Genomic DNA, 18,965 nt, shown 5'->3' with positions numbered 1-18,965 from the left:
TCGATTTCAAGATAGCCATCGCGAGCAAGCTCGCTCCCACACTTGATCTCGGTCGAATGTGGGAGCCATGCCTTTACTTCAATCCCACCCTGTACAGCCCACCATCCTCTTCATCGGTCAGTACATACAAATATCCATCCGGGCCCTGTCGGACATCACGGATGCGCTTGTCGAGTTCGCCCAGCAAGCGCTCTTCGTGAACCACCTTGTCGCCGTCGAACTGCAGGCGAATCAGCTCCCGGGTGACCAGCGCGCCAATGAACGCGTTGTGCCGCCAGGCCTTGAAACGGTCGCCGTCGTAGAAGGCCAGGCCGCTCAGGCCAGGGGATTTTTCCCAGACATGGTGCGGCCCGACGGTGCCTTCGGCGATCTTGCCGTTGGCTTCCGGGATTGGCTGACCCGAGTAATTGATGCCGTGGGTGGCCAGCGGCCAGCCGTAGTTCTTGCCGCGCTCGATGATGTTGACCTCATCACCGCCCTGCGGACCGTGTTCGTTTTCCCAGAGCGTGCCGGTCCAGGGGTTGAGCGCCGCCCCTTGCGGGTTACGCACACCGTAGGCCCATATTTCCGGGCGCACGCCGGCTTGTCCGACAAAGGGGTTGTCCTCGGGCACCTTGCCGTCCGGATAGATCCTGACGACCTTGCCCTGCAACTTGTCGAGGTCCTGAGCGGTGGGCCGGCCGTTGTTTTCCCCCAGGGTAATGAACAGATAGCCATCCCGGTCGAACACCAGCCGCGAACCAAAATGGTTGCCGACCGAGAGCTTGGGCTCCTGGCGGAAGATCACCCGGAAATCCTTCAGCGTCGTCAGGTCTTCGGACAACCGTCCGCGACCGACCGCGGTACCGGCCTTGTCACCCTGACCGCCACCTTCGGCATAGGACAGGTAGATCATCCGGTCTTGCTTGAAGTCGGGTGACAGCGCCACATCCAGCAAGCCGCCCTGCCCCTTGGCCCAGACCTTGGGCACGCCATTGAGTGGCGCCGACAATTTGCCCTCGGCCGTTACCACGCGCAGGTTGCCCGGACGTTCGGTGACCAGCATGCCCTGGCGATCAGGCAGAAAGGCCAATGACCAGGGATGCTCAAGTCCGGTCGCGATCGGCGTGAGCTCAAGGGTGCCCTGCTCGCTTTGCATGTCCCGGGCAGTCGCTGCGAGAACAGGCAGGCTGACGGCGAACAAGGTGCTGGCGCAGAAAGTGGCCAGGAGGGTTTTACGCAACATGCACGATTCCTTTTGTCATGGGATACAGGCTGCTGCCTCTCTTTCAAGGGCTGCGGGGAGGTGGATTGGGGATGATCTTCGGGGCACTGGTGGGGGCCGAGCCTTGGGGGTAGCGATTGCCGATGCCACCGTTGTCGAGGGTGGGCGGACGTGGCACCGGCACGGTATTCGGCCCATGGATGGCAGGGGCACTGGGTTGCGTGCCCTGCATGCTGTTTGGATTGGCCCGACGGATCGGGCTGTTGTAGGGATTATTGTTGGTGCTGCCCGGAAGGTTTTGCGCCACCTGCAACGGAGCGCCGGGCGAAGCGACGTCGGCCTGTGCCGCATGACCGAGTACGCCGCTCAATGCCAGCACGATAAGGCCAGGTACGTATCGATTCATGGGATGCCTCTCGACCTGTGCGTGAATACAGTCTTCGATAGCACGCTACGCCTGGGGTTCGGATTTGTTAACACAAACCTTGCCGGCAAGATGTAACACGAAGTTGATGCGCGGCCTGGACCGGGCCGCAGCCCGCTGAAACTTTTGCGCAGAGCCCAAGGTCACCTGATCATCACTTTCGGGAAGACGACCATGGCACGGGCAATCTGGAAAGGCGCGATCAGTTTCGGGCTGGTGCATATTCCTGTGGCGCTGGTCTCGGCGACGTCCTCCCAAGGGGTGGATTTCGACTGGCTCGACAGCCGCAGCATGGACCCGGTGGGCTATAAGCGCGTCAACAAGGTCACCGGCAAGGAAGTCACCAAGGAGCACATCGTCAAAGGCGTGCAGTACGAAAAAGGCCGATACGTGGTGCTCAGCGAAGAAGAAATTCGCTCGGCGCATCCCCTGTCGACTCAGACCATCGATATCTTTGCCTTTGTCGACGCCGAGCAGATCCCGCTGCAGAACATCGACACGCCCTATTATCTGGCACCGGACAAACGCGGAGGCAAAGTCTACGCCCTGTTACGCGAAACCCTGACCAAGACCAACAAAGTCGCGCTCGCCCGCGTGGTGCTGCATACCCGCCAGTACCTGGCGGCCTTGATGCCGCTGGAAAAGGCCATGGTCCTGGTCAAACTGCGCTGGCCGGCGGAGGTTCGCAGCCTGGACGAACTGGCATTGGGCCCCGATGTGACAAAGGCCGAGCTGGCCAAGGGCGAACTGGACATGGCCAAGCGCCTGGTGCAGGACATGAGTGTCGAGTGGTCGCCGGAGGATTACCGGGACGAATTCGAAGACAAGATCATGGCCCTGGTGGACAAGAAAGCCCATGAAGGCAAGATCGAGGATGTTGAAACGGCCACGGGCGAAGAGGAGCGTAAGACAGCGGATGTGATTGATTTGACCGAGTTGCTCAAGCGCAGCCTGGGGGGCAAGGGGGCGGCCAAGGCGCCTGCCAAGCCCAAGTCGACGACCAAGCCGGCGGCAAGGAAGAAAGTCAGCAAGTAATGTGTTGGATGTTCCTGCCTCTTCGCTGGCAAGCCAGCTCCTACAGGTTTTGTGTGCACCGCCAATCTCTGTAGGAGCTGGCTTGCCAGCGAAGGCGTTCTCAGATCACAACAAAAATCGCCAGCAACCCACCAAAAAACGCCCACTTCTGCAGGTAATACAGCTTGCGATTGCGCTTCTTCAACGCCTTGCCGTGCAGGCGAACCTTGTAGATCTTGCCAAACAGCCGGTTGATCCCACCCGTCTTGTCCCCCGCCTCGTTCGGCGCACCGGCAGCCGACATGACATTGCGGCTGAACCAGCCATTGAACGCCGCCGCCCAGCGGTATTTCATCGGGCGCTCAACGTCGCAGAACAGGATGATGCGGTTCTGCTGGGTAGTGTTTTGCGCGTAATGAATAAACGTTTCGTCGAACATCACCGCCTCACCATCGCGCCAGTGATAGTTCTCGCCATCGACATTGATGTAGCAACCGGCATCATTGGGCGTTTCCAGGCCCAGGTGGTAACGATAGGAACCGGCATACGGATCGCGATGGCGAACCAGTTTCGACCCCGGCGGCAACTCGGCGAACATCGCCGCCTTGATCGAGCCGATGCCCTGCACCAGTTCGGTGGTGCGCGGGCAGAGTTTCATGGCCGAGGGGTGGCTGTCGCCGTACCACTTGAGGTAGAAGCGCTTCCATCCGGTCTTGAAGAAGGAGTTGAAACCAACGTCGTCGTAATCGTTGGAGCGCTTGATTTCCCCCGCCTTCAGCAAATTCTGGCCTTCGGCGCGAATTTCTTCCCAGTGGGTCTGCAGCGGCGTCAGGTCGGGAAAATCCGCCGGGTTGAGAAACGGCCTGTTGGGGATCTTCGAGAACAGATAAAGGAAGCAATTGATCGGCGCCAGGAACGTCGAGTGGTCGCTCAGTTGACGGCCCAGTTTGTGGCGCACGCGACCGCGCAGGTGGACATAGGCGATGGAAACAAGGTACACAGCGGCAATGATGAGCTTCACGGAAATCGTCACACGTCAGAGGTGAACAAACTGCGCCCCCTGGCGGCCAACGGCCTGTGGGGCTTGTGCAGCGTCTGAAAACCAAACAGCGGGCCCGATGACCCGTCCTTGAGCCGATGCCGACGTTCGGCATCAAGTGAAAGATGGTATTTTAGCCATCGCCTGTAACCAATTGTTAGCTTTCAAATGTGAAAATCTGTCCGTTGATACCGGCAATGCGTCGGTGCGGCCTTATTGCCCTATCGTTTAAAGAGCCAGACCAGTACAATCGCCGCCAAACTTTACGCGCCCCCCTTGGTTGATGACGGGAACGATCCCGGCCTCAGCGCACTTCGACTCGGGCCAAGCGCTCCATATGCTGCTGTCCACTTATTGCCAGATGGATCTTCCGCTTCTGACCGGGATGCATTTCCCGTGATCCGAATGACGGAAACGGGTACTGATTCGGTACTGCCGCAACCCTAGCTACTCTGAATGCTTCGCAGGAAAAACCTTTGATTTCTACAGCTAACATCACGATGCAGTTCGGCGCCAAGCCGCTATTCGAAAACGTGTCGGTCAAATTCGGCGCGGGCAACCGCTACGGCCTGATCGGCGCCAACGGTTGCGGCAAGTCGACCTTCATGAAAATCCTCGGTAGCGACCTTGATCCGTCCGGCGGCCAGGTCATGCTGGAACCGAACGTGCGCCTGGGTAAATTGCGCCAGGACCAGTTCGCCTACGAAGAATTCACCGTAATCGACACCGTGATCATGGGTCACGAAGAGCTGTGGAAGGTCAAGGCCGAGCGCGATCGCATCTACTCGCTGCCGGAAATGACCGAAGAAGACGGCATGGCCGTGGCCGAGCTGGAAACCGAATTCGCCGAAATGGACGGTTACACCGCGGAGTCCCGTGCTGGCGAACTGTTGCTGGGCCTGGGTATCGGCATCGAGCAGCATTTCGGCCCGATGAGCGAAGTTTCCCCAGGCTGGAAACTGCGCGTATTGCTGGCTCAGGCGCTGTTCTCCGATCCGGAAGTGCTGTTGCTCGACGAACCGACCAACCACCTGGATATCAACACCATCCGCTGGCTGGAAAACGTTCTGACCCAGCGTTCCAGCTTGATGATCATCATCTCTCACGACCGTCACTTCCTGAACAGCGTATGCACCCACATGGCTGACCTGGATTACGGCGAGCTGCGCCTGTTCCCGGGCAACTACGACGAGTACATGACCGTGGCGACCCAGTCTCGCGAGCAACTGCTGTCGGACAACGCCAAGAAGAAAGCGCAGATTTCGGAACTGCAATCGTTCGTCAGCCGCTTCTCGGCCAACGCCTCGAAAGCCAAGCAGGCCACTTCCCGCGCCAAGGCGATCGACAAGATCCAACTGGCCGAGGTCAAGCCTTCGAGCCGCGTGAGCCCGTTCATCCGTTTCGAGCAAAACAAGAAGCTGCACCGTCAGGCGGTCATCGTCGAGCGCATGGCCAAAGGCTTCGACGGCAAGCCACTGTTCAAGGACTTCAGCTTCCAGGTTGAAGCCGGCGAACGCGTGGCGATCATCGGCCCGAACGGTATCGGCAAGACCACCCTGCTGCGCACCCTGGTCAACGAACTGACCCCGGATGCCGGTAGCGTCAAGTGGACCGACGCCGCTGAGCTGGGCTACTACGCTCAGGATCACGCGCACGACTTCGAAGACGACGTGACTCTGTTCGACTGGATGGGTCAGTGGACCCAGGGCGAGCAGATGATTCGCGGTACATTGGGTCGCATGCTGTTCTCCAACGACGAGATCCTCAAGTCGGTCAAGGTCATCTCCGGTGGTGAGCAAGGTCGCATGCTGTTCGGCAAACTGATCCTGCAAAAGCCGAACGTGCTGATCATGGACGAACCGACCAACCACCTGGACATGGAATCCATCGAAGCGCTGAACCTGGCGCTTGAAAACTACCCGGGCACGCTGATCTTCGTCAGCCACGACCGTGAGTTCGTGTCGTCCCTGGCCACCCGCATCATCGAGTTGAGCCCGAACGGCGTGACCGACTTCAGCGGTACCTATGACGATTACCTGCGTAGCCAGGGTGTGGTGTTCTAAAAGCAGCTATTAGTTTCTAGCTGCAAGCTGCAAGTTAAAGCCCTGTCCTTTGTGACGGGGCTTTTTGTATTCAGACTCATGATTTTCTGTGGTGTCGAGACCATCGCGAGCAAGCCCGCTCCCACAGGGGGAATGCATTCCAAATGTGGGAGCGGGCTTGCTCGCGAAGAGGCCTTCAAGAACAGCGATAATTAGTTAGCCTGCTTCCTTTTATCCCACAGCCGCGCCATCATGCTGTTCTCCCTCCGCCGCCCGCGAACGAGCCCTCATGTCTGCGCAAGAACAGCCACCACAAAGCTCCATGGCGATCACCCTGCAGATCGTTTCCATCGTTTTCTATACCTTCATCGCCTTCATCTGCATCGGCCTGCCGATTGCGGTGTTGCCGGGGTATGTCCATGAGCAGCTCGGGTTCAGTGCCGTTATCGCCGGGTTGACCATTGGCTCGCAATACCTGGCCACCCTGCTCAGCCGGCCCATGGCCGGGCGCATGTCCGACAGTGTCGGGACCAAGCGCGCCATCATCTACGGCCTGACGGGGATCGTCTTGAGTGGCGGGCTGACCTTGTTGTCGACCTTGCTGCAAAGCTTTCCATTGATCAGCCTGTTGATCCTGATCGCCGGACGCTTGTTGCTGGGCATCGCCCAAGGGCTGATCGGGGTCGGCACGATCAGTTGGTGCATGGGCCAGGTAGGCGCCGAACATACCGCGCGCTCGATCTCGTGGAACGGCATCGCCTCCTATGGTGCCATTGCCATCGGGGCGCCGCTGGGGGTGGTGATGGTCGGGCAGCTGGGGTTTGCCAGCCTGGGTATCACCCTGTCGGTGCTGGCCCTGTTGGCTTTGCTGCTGATTCGCAACAAACCGTCGGTGCCAGTGGTACGCGGTGAGCGGCTGCCGTTCTGGGCGGTGTTCGGACGGATTGCGCCATTCGGTGCAAGCCTGAGCCTGGCCTCGATCGGCTACGGCACCCTCACCACCTTCATCACCCTGTATTACGTCAACCGGGGCTGGAGCGGCGCGGCGTACTGCCTGACGGTGTTCGGGGTGTGCTTCATCCTGGCGCGGCTGTGTTTCATTTCCAGCATCAGCCGTTTTGGCGGTTTCACCTCGGCCGTTGCCTGCATGTCCATCGAGACCGTCGGCCTGGTGCTGTTGTGGCTGGCGCCTTCGACCGGCTATGCCTTGATCGGTGCCGGCCTGACCGGTTTCGGTTTGTCGCTGGTGTATCCGGCCCTGGGCGTCGAGGCGATCAAGCAGGTGCCCAACTCCAGCCGAGGCGCCGGCCTGAGCGCTTATGCGGTGTTTTTCGACCTGGCGCTGGCGATTGCCGGGCCGTTGATGGGCGCAGTGGCGTTGAACCTGGGGTACGCGTGGATCTTCTTCAGTGCGGCGTTGTTGTCGGTGTGTGCGCTGGGCCTGACCCTTTTGCTCAAGCACCGTGCAACGACCTGATTACTGATCGGCGGTCTGCATCCCCGCCCGCGTCGGTTTGCCTAGGGTGCGCGAGAAGAAACGCCCGGCTTCCGAGATCAGGCTACGGTGAATGTCCGCGCGATCGACGCCCTCTGCATCGGTACACAGGGCCGGCATGATGACGATTTGTTCGTCATTGCACGGCGCCATGAACACGAAGTGCCCGGCCCCGGCGAGCAGCTTGAAGTCGGGGGCGACGGGCAGCTTGCGCGCCAGTGCCGCGGCGTTCTTGTCGGGCGCCACCAGCTGGTCGCCATCGCCACTATAAAGCAGTACCGGAACATGCACATCGGCCAGGGTATGACGGCCGAACTTCAGGCTCAGCGGCGCCATCAGCAACAGTGCATGGACCCGTGGGTCGGCCACCGGCTGCAAATCGTCGCGGTCGACGATCAGTTCACCCTGGGTATTGCAGGCATCACGGTCGTCCGGGCGCTCCTGGCAGTAACGGCGCAGACGATCCAGGTCCGGGGTCGCGCCGGACAGTATCAACGCCGTTTCGCCGCCTGCCGAGTAACCGATGACCCCGACCTGCTCGGCATTGACGAAGGGTGCCAGCATGGGATCGCCCAGCGTCGCGGTAATGGCTTCGGAAATCTGGATCGGCCGTCCGTACAGGTTGCTCAAGGTGCCGAGGCGGCTGTGGTCTTTGGAGTTGTCGCCCGGATGAATCACCGCCACCACCACAAAACCCTTGCGGGCCAGGGACGTGGCCAGGTCGTGCAGGGCCAGCGGCGTGCCGGTGTTGCCATGGGACAGCAGCAGCATCGGAAACCGGCCGATAGCGACTTTGGTGTCTTCGCCGGCTTCGACGTTGTACCCCTCAAGCAGGCTGGTGTGTTCCTTGGCGCTCGAAGGATAGAAGGCAATGGCACGCATCGGTTGCAAGTCGAGCGGGTCGAGAAAGCTCAGTTCGTGATAACCGACGCTCCAGTGCGGATGCGGCGCAGGCGCGGCGTGCACTGAATTCAGGCTGGCGAGCAGACAGATCAGTAAACCTGCACAAAGACGCACCATGGGATGCCCCACCTTGTTACCGGAACAGAGACGTTAAGCCTCAACTGCATAACTCGGGCCACAATTTGCAACAGACAGAAACAAAAAACTCCGCATCTGCCACTTGCGTGATCAGAATACAGAGTTTTTTGGGAATTGCCTGCAGCGGCAATGGGTGTTTACGCAAGCCTTACGCGGCGGCGAACAGCTGCTCGCTGATTTGCGCCTGGGCGTCGTTCATGGCTTTGCCACGCACTTCGTCACCGTAAGCCAGGCCGTGGGCACGGACGAATTCGATGTCGGTAATGCCGATGAAACCGAACAGGACCTTCAGGTAGTCTTCGTGGGCAACACCGGTTGCCTGGCCGGCGTGCAGGCCACCGGAAGTCGAAACGATCACGACTTTCTTGCCACCGCACAAGCCTTCAGGGCCGGCTTCGGTGTAGCGGAATGTCTGGCCGGCAACGGCGATGCGGTCGATCCAGGCTTTCAATTGGGTCGGGATGGTGAAGTTGTACATCGGCGCGGCAATCACCACGGCATCGGCGGCGAGGAATTCGGCCAGGGTCGAGGCGCTCAGCTCGGCTTCGTGCTGTTGGGCGGCATTGCGCAGTTCAGCGGCGGTACCTGCTGCAACCAGGGTGGCCCCGGAAAAGTGGCTGATGGCGTCGGCAGCCAGGTCACGGTAGGTCACTACGGTGGACGGCTCGGCGGCTTGCCAGGCTTTGACGACTTCGCCGCTCAGCAGACGGGAAGCCGAGTTGTCACCAAGAATGCTCGAATCGATATGCAGCAGTTTCATGTGGGATCTCCAGGTGAGGATCGCCTCCAGGGCGATCTGATGGAAACAATCCTACAGACGAAACCAATAGCTGATTAGGCTGCAACAATGCGATAGTTTGTCCCACTGATAGAACGATCGAGAAAGTGCCATGCAAGACCTGAACGACCTCTATTACTTCGCCAAAGTCGTGGAGGCCGGTGGCTTCGCGGCCGCCGGGCGTTTGCTGGGGATTCCCAAGTCGCGACTGTCACGGCGCATTGCTGAACTTGAGGAGCGCCTGGGTGCGCGGCTACTGCAACGCACCACCCGCCAGCTGAAACTCACCGCCGTGGGCGAACGTTATCTGCGCCACTGCCAGGCAATGCTGCTGGAAGCGGAAATGGCTGACGAAGCCGTGGCCAGCATGTCCAGCGAGCCACGCGGGCGCTTGCGGGTATCGTCCCCGGTCGGCCTGGCCCATGAAATGCTCCCGAGGGTGATCAGCAACTTCCTGGAGAAATATCCCCAGGTACAGCTGGAGGTGATGCTGGTCAATCGGCGCGTCGACCTGGTGACCGAAGGCGTGGACGTCGCGTTGCGCGTACGCGAGCCGGGTGATGAAGATCCGCTGCTGGTCACCCGCCGCCTGCGTCAGGCGCAGATGCTGATGGTCGCCAGCCCCGCGTTTCTCCAGGGACTGGACATCACTCTCCCCGATGACCTGAAGAACCTGCCGGTGCTCGGCGCCCTCGAGCCCGATCGCCTGGTGCACATTGGCCTGGTCGATCGCCAGGGCAAGAAACATGACCTGGCTCTTGAAGCGCGACTTGGCATCGACGACTTCATAGTGCGCAAGACCTGCGCCCTCGCCGGCCAGGGGTTCACCACGTTGCCTATGATGTATTGCGAGCAGGAACTGGCCAATGGCTCACTGGTACAGTTACTGCCCGAGTGGTCGTTGCCCGGGGGCTGGTTGCAGGCGGTCTACCCTCACCGACGCGGGGTGATGCCGGCCGTGCGTGCCTGGCTCGACCATCTGATCGAAACCTTCAATGCCTGTGGGGACCGTTTGATATGAAGGCAGGACGCATGAACGAGGCCGACGTGGCGGCTTTCTGCCTGGCATTGCCGGGTGCGCGGGAAGACTACAAATGGGGTGGCGTGCGGGTGTTTTCGATTGCCGGTACCAAGATGTTCGCCTTGCAGAACCTGCGCGGCGACTCCCTGGCGTTCAAGGTCGACAAGGACCTGTTTCTCGGTCATTGCGACCGCCCGGGCATTCACCCGGCGCCCTATCTGGCGCGGGCCCAATGGATCATCATGGCCACGCCCTACCCGCTCGGCGCCGAGGAACTGCAAGGCTTGCTACGGCGCTCCCATCAGCTTGTCGTCAGTAAGTTGCCCAAGCGCACCCAGGTCGGGCTGTTGCTCTGATCAGAACAGTGAGAACAGCTGCGCGCCGAGGAACAGCCGGTCGATCCAGAACACCTGGTGCAGCAGCACGATGATCCAGAACACCCCTTGAAAGGACAGCTTGCGCGTCTTGTGTCGAAACACTTGCTGCGCGAGCAAGGCGCCCGGCCAGCCGCCAGCGAACTCCAGCGCATGCAGGACGTTTTCCGGGATACGCCTTTGATCGGCGCGCGCCTTGCGCTTGTCGCTCCAGTACAGCAGGAACGCCAGCCCGCTGACGATGCAGTAGGCCGCCATGGGAATCAGCGAAACCCCCTGCAGCCATAACGACATCGAACCGAACAGCGGCAGCGCGCACAACATCGCCAACACCAGCAGTTTCAGGCGCAGATGGCGGATGCCTGCCCCGGATTGGCGTCCGGCGTCGTTGCGCGCGCGGGTATCGTTCATGGCTTGGCGGCGGTCCAGTCGACCCAACCGAACTGCCAGGTCGCCAGGATCAGCAAGCCGAATGCAATGCGGTACCAGGCAAACGCCGCATAGCTGTGGCTGGCGATGAACTTGAGCAAGCCCCTGACCGCAATCATCGCGAAAATGAACGCAGTGACGAAGCCGACCGCAAACACCGGGAAGTCAGACGGTACGAACAGGTCGCGGTACTTGTAGCCCGAGTACACCGCCGCGCCGACCATGGTCGGCATGGCCAGGAAGAAGGAAAACTCGGTAGCGGTCTTGCGCGACAGGCCGAACAACAGGCCGCCGATGATCGTCGAGCCGGAGCGCGAGGTACCCGGAATCATCGCCAGGCACTGGGCCAGGCCGACTTTCAGGGCGTCTTTCCAGGTCATGTCATCGACGCTTTCGGCATGCACTTCGTGCTGACGCTTTTCGGCCCACAACATGATGACCCCGCCCACCACCAAGGCCGTGGCCACCGTGATCGGGTTGAACAGGTAGTGGTGAATCAGGTCGGCGAAAATGACCCCCAGTACCACCGCCGGCAGGAACGCAATCAGCAGGTTGGCGGTAAAGCGCCGGGCACTTGGCTGCGTCGGCAGGCCGACGACCACGTCGAAGATCTTGCGGCGAAACTCCCACACCACCGCCAGGATGGCGCCGAGCTGAATAATGATGTTGAACGCCATGGCCCGCTCGCCACCGAAGTCGAGCAAGTCGGCGACAATAATCTGGTGCCCGGTACTGGAAATGGGCAAGAACTCCGTCAGCCCTTCTACAACGCCAAGAATCAAAGCCTGAAAGGCCGTCCAAAGATCCATCAATCCCCCAAAAGGCCATGCGTCGACGCATGCCCCGTTAATTTATTCAAAGCCGTTTACTGTCATCAGCGTCGTTGAGTCCCGCGCGCACAAGCCTACGCAAAAAACGTCGCGAGTTTCGTGAAAAATCAGTTTGATTTCAGGTTTTTGCGTGCGGGATGAAATCCTAGCAGACAAGTGCGCTTTACGCTGCCGTGCAGTCGGCATCGAAGGCACCCGCTGCTACAAGCCTCTCGGCCATAATCCGGTTACAATCGCGCCCCTCTTCGATTTCTCCAAGGAACCTGCATGTCCGGGCTTGAACTGTTTGCCGCCACCCTCGGCGTCATTGCCGTCTGGTTGACGGTCAAACAGAACCCCTGGTGCTGGCCGATCGGCCTGGTCATGGTGCTGATCTATAGCTGGATCTTTTACGAGGTCAAGCTGTATTCCGACATGCTGCTGCAAGTGATCTATGCCGGGCTGCAAGTTTACGGTTGGTGGCAGTGGACCCGCGCGGGCCAGGCCCACCACGGGCGCGAAGTCAGCCGACTGGACGCACCTGCGGTGGCGTCGGGGCTGGCCCTGGGCGCGCTGGGCAGTCTGTTGCTGGGCGCCGCCATGGCGCACTGGACCGATGCCGCGCAACCCTGGCTCGATGCTGCCCTCACGGCCTTCAGCCTGGTGGCTCAATGGTGGATGGCGCAAAAACGCCTGCAGTGCTGGCCGCTGTGGATCGTCCTGGACTGTGTGTTCGTCGGCCTGTTCCTTTATAAGGGGATGTACCTGACGGCTGCCCTGTATGGCCTGTTCACCCTGCTGGCCATACAAGGCTGGCGCACATGGCGCAGCGATCCGGTGTTGTGCCCATGAAGGTGTTGGTTTTGGCAGGACCTGAATCGAGCGGCAAAAGTTGGCTATCAAACGAGATTCACGCCAATTTCGGCGGCATACTGGTCGGCGAGTACGTTCGGCATTTCATCGAAAAAGAAGCCCGAGTAACCTGCTACGAAGACATCACACCAATAGCACTTGGCCAGCTGTCTTGGGAAGATCAGGCACGGGCCCAACAGCCGTCCCTGTTGATTCTCGATACGCATCTGTTGAGCAACATCCTTTGGAGCCGCACCTTGTTTGGCGCTTGCCCGGTGTGGATTGAGCAGGCATTGCAGGTACGGCACTACGACCTGCATCTGCTGCTGAGCCCGGAAACCGTGGCCTGGCACGACGATGGGCAGCGTTGCCAACCGCAGCTGGCAGAACGCCAGGCGTTTTTCCAGGCCAGCCGCCAGTGGCTTGACCTGCATCGCCAGCCTTACCAGATAGTCCAAGGTGACTGGCAACAGCGCAAGGACGCGGCATTCGAGGCTGTAACGCGCTTGCTCAAGGCCTGACAGGACGGCCCCGCCCTGCCGGAAATGTCCATTCCTGAAACACCCTCCCCAGCGAAAACCCGCGAGCTAGAGCGATTCGAGCATTTTCACCAGAAAATGTTAAGCCACTGATACAACCTGCCTTAAACGCCCTCAGCGAGCAATGCCGCCAGCAAGGACGGCACTTTTGCGTGCTTCTGTCTCAGGGGCGTTACAAAGTGTTTTTCTCCACCTCAACAGTTAAAGCCAAGCCACTGTTTTCAATAGAAAAGCAAAAACCGGCACAGCTTCTGCTCTCTTCCTTCGCAACGCTGATAAGGGCCAGCGTTCCACTTACAGAAGGAATTGCCGCCGTGGGGAAATTTCATAACAACATCCATAGTCTCCTGCTGGTCGGATGCGCTCTGAGTTCAATGGCTTGCCTGCCTGTCCAGGCGGACAACGGGATCATCATCATCAAACGCGATGTCCAGGTACGCAACGCAACGATTCCGCCGCTCGTTCCCGATCCCAACCCCACGACTGTCAACGCCAACCCGTCCAAACAGGTCCTCGCTCAAACCAACGAGTTGAGCGACGGGGACTTTGCCGGCGTCGCCAGTGGTGCAGGCATCTCCCGCCTGGTCACGCAAAACACCAACAACCTGGGCGGCAACATCAGCACCCAGAACCAGCTTTCAAACCTTCCCGCCGGGCGGTCGGGCAACTCCGGCAGCGGCATTGCCAACATGGTCAACTCCAACGTCCAGCAGGGCCTGGGTGCCCTCAGAATCATAACGGGAGACCGTTAAGATGAATCGTACGCTGCTGATGATCGCCATGTTTTGCAGTGCATCGACCTTCGCCCAATCCCCCGTCATTGATAACGCCACCATCGACAATTCGGGCGCGCAGTACCAGGGCAACGTCGGGGTCAACCAGGCAGCCGGCGACTTGCAGCAACAGGCGAACGCCAGGGCCTTCGCCATTGGCCGTGACGCCAGCGCGACCACGGATATTCGCCAACGGTTGCGCACCATTGTCGATCCCAGGATCGATGCCCACGCCAGTATTCAAGGCGACTCCTTCAGCCATGGCAATGGCGCATTGGGCGTCAACCAGAGCGCGGGCGCCAGCAACCAGCAAGCCAATGCGCTGCGCATAAGCACCAGTGAGCAGCCGCAAAGTATCGACGACAGCGTCCTCATGCAACAGAACGTGACGCTGCTCTACAACTCCGATCCAACTGACTCTGCACCCGGCTATCGCCAGGTCACTACCAGTGACCAGGCATTCACCGGTAGCCGTGGGGTGATTCAGTTGAATCAGAGCGCCGGGGTGGGAAACCGAATGGCCAACACCCTGAGCGTACGGGTCGTGGATTGACCCAAATAGGTAACAACAACACTTAACCTAAAATAAGTACGGAGAATCACCATGAAACCTTCGATGGCATTAAAGCCTCTGGTTTTCGCAATTGCTGCGGTCATGGCTGTTGCTGTACAAGCTGGGCAAAACGATAGGCGTGGCAACCACCATAACCATGGTGGCCAACAACAAACCCCTCCTGCAAGGATGGTCCCCATCAGCGCGACTGCCAATGCGACGGACAGACAGAGCAGCACCGGCAACCGCATCTGGAATGAAGGGGTAGAAAACTCGGCCGAGATGAGCAGTTCGGCCGCAGGCGCGAGCGGTAACGTCGGCGTCAACGTGGCGGCAGGTTCCGGCAACCAGCAAGACAACGCCGCCGCCATCGCCAACGCAGCCTCCGACAACGCCGCGATCGATAACAGCTTCGTGTTCGGCACGGCCACTGCCACCGCGAACGTCACGCAAATCAGCAACAATAACCGCGTCAGCAACTTTGGCGTGACCAACTCTGCCGTGATGAGTGGATCCGCCGACGGCAGCAGCGGTAACGTGGGTGTCAACATTGCTGGTGGCGATCTGAACCAACAGAAAAACACCATGGCAATTGCCAATACCAATGCTCCACTGGGTAGCGCAAGAGCCACCGCCTCCGCCAACCAAAGCGGTCCTGGCCTGACAGTGAACAACACTGCCGATCGGACCTACCGTGTTGATACGATCACCGTTACCAATACGCGGTCTGGTAGTGCCTCGTTTGACAAGTCGTTCGAAGCCAGCGGCAGTCAAAGCAGTTCTTCGAGCTGGGCCGCGGCCGGATCCAAAAGCTCTGATGCCAGCGGTTCGCTTAGCATTGATCTGAGCGGTTCTACCGCCAGCGCTGCGAGCGGTTCCAACAGCAGCGCTGCCAGCGGTTCCAACAGCAGCTCTGCCAGCGGTTCCAACAGCAGCTCTGCCAGCGGTACCAACAGCAGCACTGCCAGCGGTTCCAACAGCAGCACTGCCAGCGGTTCTTCGAGCGCTTCTCTGACTGCTTCCCTGGGCGCTACGCTGGACGCTGAAGCTGCGTCTTCCAACTCCACTACCGTCAACTTCGGTTTTGGCGATCGCACCCGCAGCAGCAGTTCCGATGCATCGGTCAACGCTTCGCTTGATGCAACCCTTGACGTAGCGGTAGACAGATCGTACGACCGTTCGCGCGACTCCTCGTTCGACCGTTCACGCGATTCCTCGTTCGACCGTACCCGCGACTCCTCGTACGACCGTTCGCGCGACTCCTCGTACGACCGTTCGGCCGAGTCTTCGTACGACAAGTCTCGCGAATCGTCGTTCGAGAAAGCGTTCGATGCTTCGTTCGAGAAATCGACCGCGTCCTCGTACGATAAATCGGGCAGCAAGTCGGCCGAATCTGCGTACGACAAAGCGAAAAGCTACAGTGAAAGCAGCTCTTATGATTTGAGCAACACCTACTCTTATCAAGTGCTGACTCCAACTGGCTGGGCCAACCCTGTGACCAACACTGCAACCCTGAGCGGTTCGGTGAACGGTGGCAGCGGCAACCTGGGTGTCAACGTGGCTGCTGGTGTGGGCAACCAACAAAGCAACTCGCTGGCCATCTCCAACCAATCGTTCTAATGCTGTCTGTGGAGGCCCCCTTCCGGGGGCCTTTTTCAACCCAACCAGAAGGCGTCCCCACCATGCGTATTATCGCCTTGGCAATTTTGCTTTGCGTGGCCAGTGTGGTCGAGGCTGCACAACTGCCGCTGTCCGTACTACCGGGTGGCGGGTTGGTGTACAAACCGATCCAGAGCGTACGCGAACGCAAATTTTCCGACCTGGTGCAACAGAAAACCGACTTCAGTTGCGGCGCCGCGGCGCTGGCGACCATCTTGCGCCAGGCCTATTGGCTTGACGTGGACGAAGAACAGATCATCGAAGGCATGCTGTCACACTCCGATCAGGACCTTGTCCGCGTCCAGGGCTTTTCCATGCTCGACATGAAGCGCTACGTGGAAAGTCTCGGCATGCGCGCCCGTGGCTATCGGGTAGCGACGGAAACCCTGAACGAGATCAAGATCCCGGTGGTGGTACTGATGGATGTCCGTGGCTACAAACATTTTGTGGTCATGCAAAGAGTCCATAAAGGCTGGGTCTACATCGGCGATCCGGTACTCGGTCATAAACGCTACAAAGTCGACGAGTTCACCAAAGGCTGGAACGGCATCATCTTTGCCGTCATCGGCCAGGGCTACGACAAAACCAATGCGTTGCTCGACCCGCCGCTGCCTCTGACCGCCAAGAACCGCGTCAACGCCTTCAGCCCGGTGCAGGACGCTGAGTTAATGGATTTCGGATTTATCCAAAGCGACTTCTTCTAATAACAATGGAGCACGATGCTCCGGGAGTATCCAATGAAGACTCCAATCTGGCTGGCCGTGGTTTGCCTGGCCGCCAGCCTGCCGACCCATGCGGAACTGTTGAAACCCATTGAACTGAATGACCAGGAACTGGCAAGCCTGCGCGGCCGTTATGTCATGCCGGGGCGGATCATCAGTTTCGGCATCGCCATGAGCAGCACCTGGCAAAATGCCAACGGTGAGGTGATCGGCGCGACGTCCTCGATGCAAATTCAGCAATCGACCATCAAGCCACAGTTCTACGTGACGATGATCGACGAAAAAGGCTATGGCTCGGCGCATACCCAAAGCGCCGGCACCGGCACCGTCACGGGCGGCGCCGGCCTCAACAGCACCGAGGGCGTCACCCAGGTCGTGCGGGCTGCCGGCGACAACAACAGCGCCTATAACAACGTTGATATCAACGTCTCCAAGGCCAACCAGGCGCCAGCCATGCAACCGCAAGGCCAGGCCCTGGCCGCGGGCTCGACGCTGGTAGGTTCCAATGGGGCGGGCTCGCTCAGCGTTTCCTCGAGCGGTACGGGTGTGCAAATGAACATCGTGGCCAACAACAACCAAGGCAGTACCGTACAACGCCTGGCCCAGGGTGGCTTGATGCAGAACACCACTTTGCTCGGCAGCAGCAACCAGGTGAGGAACCTCACGTCCCTCAATGTCGTGCTGCGTGACAACGTGGCAACAGCCGGCTCTCTGAACGGGAATCTCGACCAGCTTAAAGGTCTTCGCACTCAAGGATTCTGATCTACGCTCAGTCTCATCAAATGTAGTCAGAAGGGACGGCTAACCCATGCACCGAATGTTAACGTTCAGAGCTATTGTCTGTTTGAGTAGCCTGGCCCCGGCTTCATTGCTTTACGCAGCACCGGATCCCCAGGTCGAAGCACTAAAACAAGAACTCATGGAGCTGAAACAGCGGTACGAAGCACAACAGAACGCGCTGATGGTCCTCGAGCAGCGCGTTCGCCAAGTCGAAGAAGCACCGGCCACACCTGCTCCCAAACGCCTGACCAAATCCCCCGCCGAATCGCCCAACAGTGGCCAGACGGTGGCTGCCGGCGCGCCTGGAACCACCGGCAGTTCCTACGGCCAGTCGCTCAAGGATGACTCGGAACCAGCACAGAGCGTGTCCAACCTGTACGACGAAGCCAGCGGGTTCTTCGGCGGCGGCAAGTTCAGCGTGGAAACCGGCCTGACCTACACCCACTACGATACCCGTGCGTTGACGCTCAACGGCTTCCTGGCACTGGACTCGATTTTCCTTGGCAACATCAACCTCGACCGTATCAAGTCGGATAACTGGACCCTGGACCTGACCGCCCGTTATAACGTGGCGCAACGCTGGCAGTTCGACATTAACGTCCCCGTGATCTACCGCGAATCCACGTATTCATCCGGTGGCGCCGGTGGCGCAGCCAACGGGGTTTCAGACGAAACCGTTACCCGCGACCCGAACATCGGCGATATCAACGTTGGCGTTGCCTACAAGTTCCTCGATGAGTCGGCCAACCTGCCCGACGCGGTGGTTACCCTGCGCGTCAAGGCGCCGACCGGGGATGACCCTTACGGCATCAAGCTGGTCGAGGTGCCTGGCAACGATAACCTCGCGGTCCCCGAGGACCTGCCGACCGGCAACGGTGTCTGGGCGATCACCCCGGGTATCTCGCTGGTCAAGACCTTCGACCCGGCCGTGCTGTTCGGCAGCCTGGCCTACACCTACAACATGGAGGACTCTTTCAGCGACATCAGCCCTACGGTCAACACCAAGGTGCCCGGGGACGTGAAACTGGGCGATTCCTGGCAAGTTGGCGCCGGTATTGCGTTTGCCCTGAACGAGAAGATGAGTATGTCGTTCTCCTTCACCGACCAGTTTGCCCGCAAGAGCAAGATCAAGCCGGACGGCGGCGACTGGCAATCGATCTCCAACAGCGACTACAACTCGGCCAACTTCAACATCGGCATGACCCTGGCAGCTTCCGACAACCTGACGATCGTGCCCAACCTGGCCATTGGCCTGACCGACGACTCGCCAGACTTCTCCTTCAGCCTGAAATTCCCGTACTACTTCTGAACCAAAACAGAGCCCCGTTGCGACTTCGATCGCAACGGGGCTTTGTTGTAGAGCAAAAGATCGCAGCCTGCGGCAGCTCCTACAAGGTGAACGTATTCCCATGTAGGA

Annotated in this window: 20 protein-coding genes; 13 read left to right on the top strand and 7 right to left on the bottom strand. The window is 59.5% G+C overall.

Translation table 11 applies throughout. The annotated features are described in order from the left end of the window. Nucleotides 1-73 precede the first annotated feature (73 nt). Both SOP85_RS23360 and SOP85_RS23355 read right to left on the bottom strand, forming a co-directional pair. Nucleotides 74-1,225, bottom strand: a complete 1,152-nt coding sequence (locus tag SOP85_RS23360) for a PQQ-dependent sugar dehydrogenase (protein ID WP_323628354.1) — start codon at nt 1,223-1,225, stop codon at nt 74-76. A gap of 43 nt (nt 1,226-1,268) precedes the next feature. Continuing rightward, nucleotides 1,269-1,610, bottom strand: a complete 342-nt coding sequence (locus tag SOP85_RS23355; protein WP_323628353.1) for a hypothetical protein — start codon at nt 1,608-1,610, stop codon at nt 1,269-1,271. A gap of 192 nt (nt 1,611-1,802) precedes the next feature. On the opposite strand from SOP85_RS23355, the gene ku reads away from it, so the two are divergent. Further along, complete coding sequence (ku, locus tag SOP85_RS23350) at nt 1,803-2,663, top strand: non-homologous end joining protein Ku (RefSeq protein WP_274075838.1); 861 nt, start codon at nt 1,803-1,805, stop codon at nt 2,661-2,663. A 100-nt stretch (nt 2,664-2,763) separates the two neighbouring features. Here the strand turns inward: ku and lpxO are convergent, their stop codons facing one another. Continuing rightward, nucleotides 2,764-3,663 carry a lipid A hydroxylase LpxO gene (lpxO, locus tag SOP85_RS23345; RefSeq protein WP_323628352.1) on the bottom strand — a complete coding sequence of 300 codons (900 nt, stop codon included), beginning with the start codon at nt 3,661-3,663 and terminating at the stop codon, nt 2,764-2,766. Nucleotides 3,664-4,157: 494 nt separating this feature from the next. Here lpxO and SOP85_RS23340 point away from each other — a divergent pair, with 494 nt between their 5' ends. Continuing rightward, nucleotides 4,158-5,744, top strand: a complete 1,587-nt coding sequence (locus tag SOP85_RS23340) for an ABC-F family ATPase (RefSeq protein WP_274075840.1) — start codon at nt 4,158-4,160, stop codon at nt 5,742-5,744. A gap of 268 nt (nt 5,745-6,012) precedes the next feature. Beyond that, nucleotides 6,013-7,200, top strand: a complete 1,188-nt coding sequence (locus SOP85_RS23335; protein ID WP_274075841.1) for an MFS transporter — start codon at nt 6,013-6,015, stop codon at nt 7,198-7,200. Here SOP85_RS23335 and SOP85_RS23330 read toward each other — a convergent pair whose 3' ends face one another. Next, nucleotides 7,201-8,238: an alpha/beta hydrolase family protein gene (locus tag SOP85_RS23330; RefSeq protein ID WP_323628351.1), complete on the bottom strand. Its 1,038-nt coding sequence runs from the start codon at nt 8,236-8,238 to the stop codon at nt 7,201-7,203. Between the two features lie 169 nt (nt 8,239-8,407). Further along, complete coding sequence (locus tag SOP85_RS23325) at nt 8,408-9,019, bottom strand: FMN-dependent NADH-azoreductase (protein WP_323628350.1); 612 nt, start codon at nt 9,017-9,019, stop codon at nt 8,408-8,410. A 130-nt stretch (nt 9,020-9,149) separates the two neighbouring features. On the opposite strand from SOP85_RS23325, the gene SOP85_RS23320 reads away from it, so the two are divergent. After that, complete coding sequence (locus tag SOP85_RS23320; protein WP_323628349.1) at nt 9,150-10,058, top strand: LysR substrate-binding domain-containing protein; 909 nt, start codon at nt 9,150-9,152, stop codon at nt 10,056-10,058. Further along, nucleotides 10,055-10,414, top strand: coding sequence for an MmcQ/YjbR family DNA-binding protein (locus SOP85_RS23315; RefSeq protein ID WP_274075845.1), 360 nt, complete (start codon nt 10,055-10,057; stop codon nt 10,412-10,414). The genes SOP85_RS23320 and SOP85_RS23315 overlap by 4 nt, the downstream gene beginning before the upstream one ends. On the opposite strand, the gene SOP85_RS23310 is transcribed toward SOP85_RS23315, so the two are convergent. Further along, entirely contained in the window at nt 10,415-10,843 is a 429-nt protein-coding gene (locus SOP85_RS23310) for a DUF1294 domain-containing protein (protein ID WP_323628348.1), read from the bottom strand. Beyond that, nucleotides 10,840-11,670: an undecaprenyl-diphosphate phosphatase gene (locus SOP85_RS23305; protein ID WP_274075847.1), complete on the bottom strand. Its 831-nt coding sequence runs from the start codon at nt 11,668-11,670 to the stop codon at nt 10,840-10,842. The genes SOP85_RS23310 and SOP85_RS23305 overlap by 4 nt, the downstream gene beginning before the upstream one ends. A 288-nt stretch (nt 11,671-11,958) precedes the next feature. Here SOP85_RS23305 and pnuC point away from each other — a divergent pair, with 288 nt between their 5' ends. The 8 genes from pnuC to SOP85_RS23265 all read left to right on the top strand — a co-directional run bounded on the left by pnuC (nt 11,959) and on the right by SOP85_RS23265 (nt 18,857). Then, nucleotides 11,959-12,522, top strand: coding sequence for a nicotinamide riboside transporter PnuC (gene pnuC, locus SOP85_RS23300; protein ID WP_323628347.1), 564 nt, complete (start codon nt 11,959-11,961; stop codon nt 12,520-12,522). After that, the gene (locus tag SOP85_RS23295; RefSeq protein WP_323628346.1) at nt 12,519-13,043 is read left to right on the top strand and encodes an AAA family ATPase; all 525 of its coding nucleotides are present in this window, start codon (nt 12,519-12,521) and stop codon (nt 13,041-13,043) included. Before pnuC ends, SOP85_RS23295 begins: the two co-directional genes overlap by 4 nt. Before the next feature lie 332 nt (nt 13,044-13,375). Beyond that, nucleotides 13,376-13,813, top strand: coding sequence for a hypothetical protein (locus SOP85_RS23290; protein WP_323628379.1), 438 nt, complete (start codon nt 13,376-13,378; stop codon nt 13,811-13,813). Nucleotide 13,814: 1 nt separating this feature from the next. After that, nucleotides 13,815-14,387: an adhesin gene (locus SOP85_RS23285; protein ID WP_274075850.1), complete on the top strand. Its 573-nt coding sequence runs from the start codon at nt 13,815-13,817 to the stop codon at nt 14,385-14,387. Between the two features lie 51 nt (nt 14,388-14,438). After that, the gene (locus SOP85_RS23280) at nt 14,439-16,007 is read left to right on the top strand and encodes a heme utilization protein (protein ID WP_323628345.1); all 1,569 of its coding nucleotides are present in this window, start codon (nt 14,439-14,441) and stop codon (nt 16,005-16,007) included. A gap of 62 nt (nt 16,008-16,069) precedes the next feature. After that, nucleotides 16,070-16,750 (top strand): C39 family peptidase, encoded by a 681-nt coding sequence (locus SOP85_RS23275; protein ID WP_274075852.1) that lies wholly within the window; start codon nt 16,070-16,072, stop codon nt 16,748-16,750. A gap of 33 nt (nt 16,751-16,783) precedes the next feature. After that, nucleotides 16,784-17,530, top strand: a complete 747-nt coding sequence (locus tag SOP85_RS23270) for a hypothetical protein (RefSeq protein ID WP_274075853.1) — start codon at nt 16,784-16,786, stop codon at nt 17,528-17,530. Between the two features lie 46 nt (nt 17,531-17,576). Beyond that, nucleotides 17,577-18,857, top strand: a complete 1,281-nt coding sequence (locus SOP85_RS23265) for a hypothetical protein (protein ID WP_274075854.1) — start codon at nt 17,577-17,579, stop codon at nt 18,855-18,857. Nucleotides 18,858-18,965: the final 108 nt, after the last annotated feature.

The organism is Pseudomonas sp. YuFO20 (assembly GCF_035064975.1).
Classification (GTDB): Bacteria; Pseudomonadota; Gammaproteobacteria; order Pseudomonadales; family Pseudomonadaceae; genus Aquipseudomonas; species Aquipseudomonas putida_AE.
The sequence above is the reverse complement of the archived record's forward strand: the minus strand, read 5'-3'. Positions and strand labels throughout refer to the sequence as shown.

Coding starts and splice junctions, on each gene's coding strand:
- SOP85_RS23360 (WP_323628354.1), bottom strand. CDS start 1,225: ATGTTGCGTAAAACCCTCCTGGCCACTTTCTGCGCCAGCACCTTGTTC.
- SOP85_RS23355 (WP_323628353.1), bottom strand. CDS start 1,610: ATGAATCGATACGTACCTGGCCTTATCGTGCTGGCATTGAGCGGCGTA.
- ku (WP_274075838.1), top strand. CDS start 1,803: ATGGCACGGGCAATCTGGAAAGGCGCGATCAGTTTCGGGCTGGTGCAT.
- SOP85_RS23335 (WP_274075841.1), top strand. CDS start 6,013: ATGTCTGCGCAAGAACAGCCACCACAAAGCTCCATGGCGATCACCCTG.
- SOP85_RS23330 (WP_323628351.1), bottom strand. CDS start 8,238: ATGGTGCGTCTTTGTGCAGGTTTACTGATCTGTCTGCTCGCCAGCCTG.
- SOP85_RS23325 (WP_323628350.1), bottom strand. CDS start 9,019: ATGAAACTGCTGCATATCGATTCGAGCATTCTTGGTGACAACTCGGCT.
- SOP85_RS23320 (WP_323628349.1), top strand. CDS start 9,150: ATGCAAGACCTGAACGACCTCTATTACTTCGCCAAAGTCGTGGAGGCC.
- SOP85_RS23315 (WP_274075845.1), top strand. CDS start 10,055: ATGAAGGCAGGACGCATGAACGAGGCCGACGTGGCGGCTTTCTGCCTG.
- SOP85_RS23310 (WP_323628348.1), bottom strand. CDS start 10,843: ATGAACGATACCCGCGCGCGCAACGACGCCGGACGCCAATCCGGGGCA.
- SOP85_RS23305 (WP_274075847.1), bottom strand. CDS start 11,670: ATGGATCTTTGGACGGCCTTTCAGGCTTTGATTCTTGGCGTTGTAGAA.
- pnuC (WP_323628347.1), top strand. CDS start 11,959: ATGTCCGGGCTTGAACTGTTTGCCGCCACCCTCGGCGTCATTGCCGTC.
- SOP85_RS23295 (WP_323628346.1), top strand. CDS start 12,519: ATGAAGGTGTTGGTTTTGGCAGGACCTGAATCGAGCGGCAAAAGTTGG.
- SOP85_RS23285 (WP_274075850.1), top strand. CDS start 13,815: ATGAATCGTACGCTGCTGATGATCGCCATGTTTTGCAGTGCATCGACC.
- SOP85_RS23280 (WP_323628345.1), top strand. CDS start 14,439: ATGAAACCTTCGATGGCATTAAAGCCTCTGGTTTTCGCAATTGCTGCG.
- SOP85_RS23275 (WP_274075852.1), top strand. CDS start 16,070: ATGCGTATTATCGCCTTGGCAATTTTGCTTTGCGTGGCCAGTGTGGTC.
- SOP85_RS23270 (WP_274075853.1), top strand. CDS start 16,784: ATGAAGACTCCAATCTGGCTGGCCGTGGTTTGCCTGGCCGCCAGCCTG.
- SOP85_RS23265 (WP_274075854.1), top strand. CDS start 17,577: ATGCACCGAATGTTAACGTTCAGAGCTATTGTCTGTTTGAGTAGCCTG.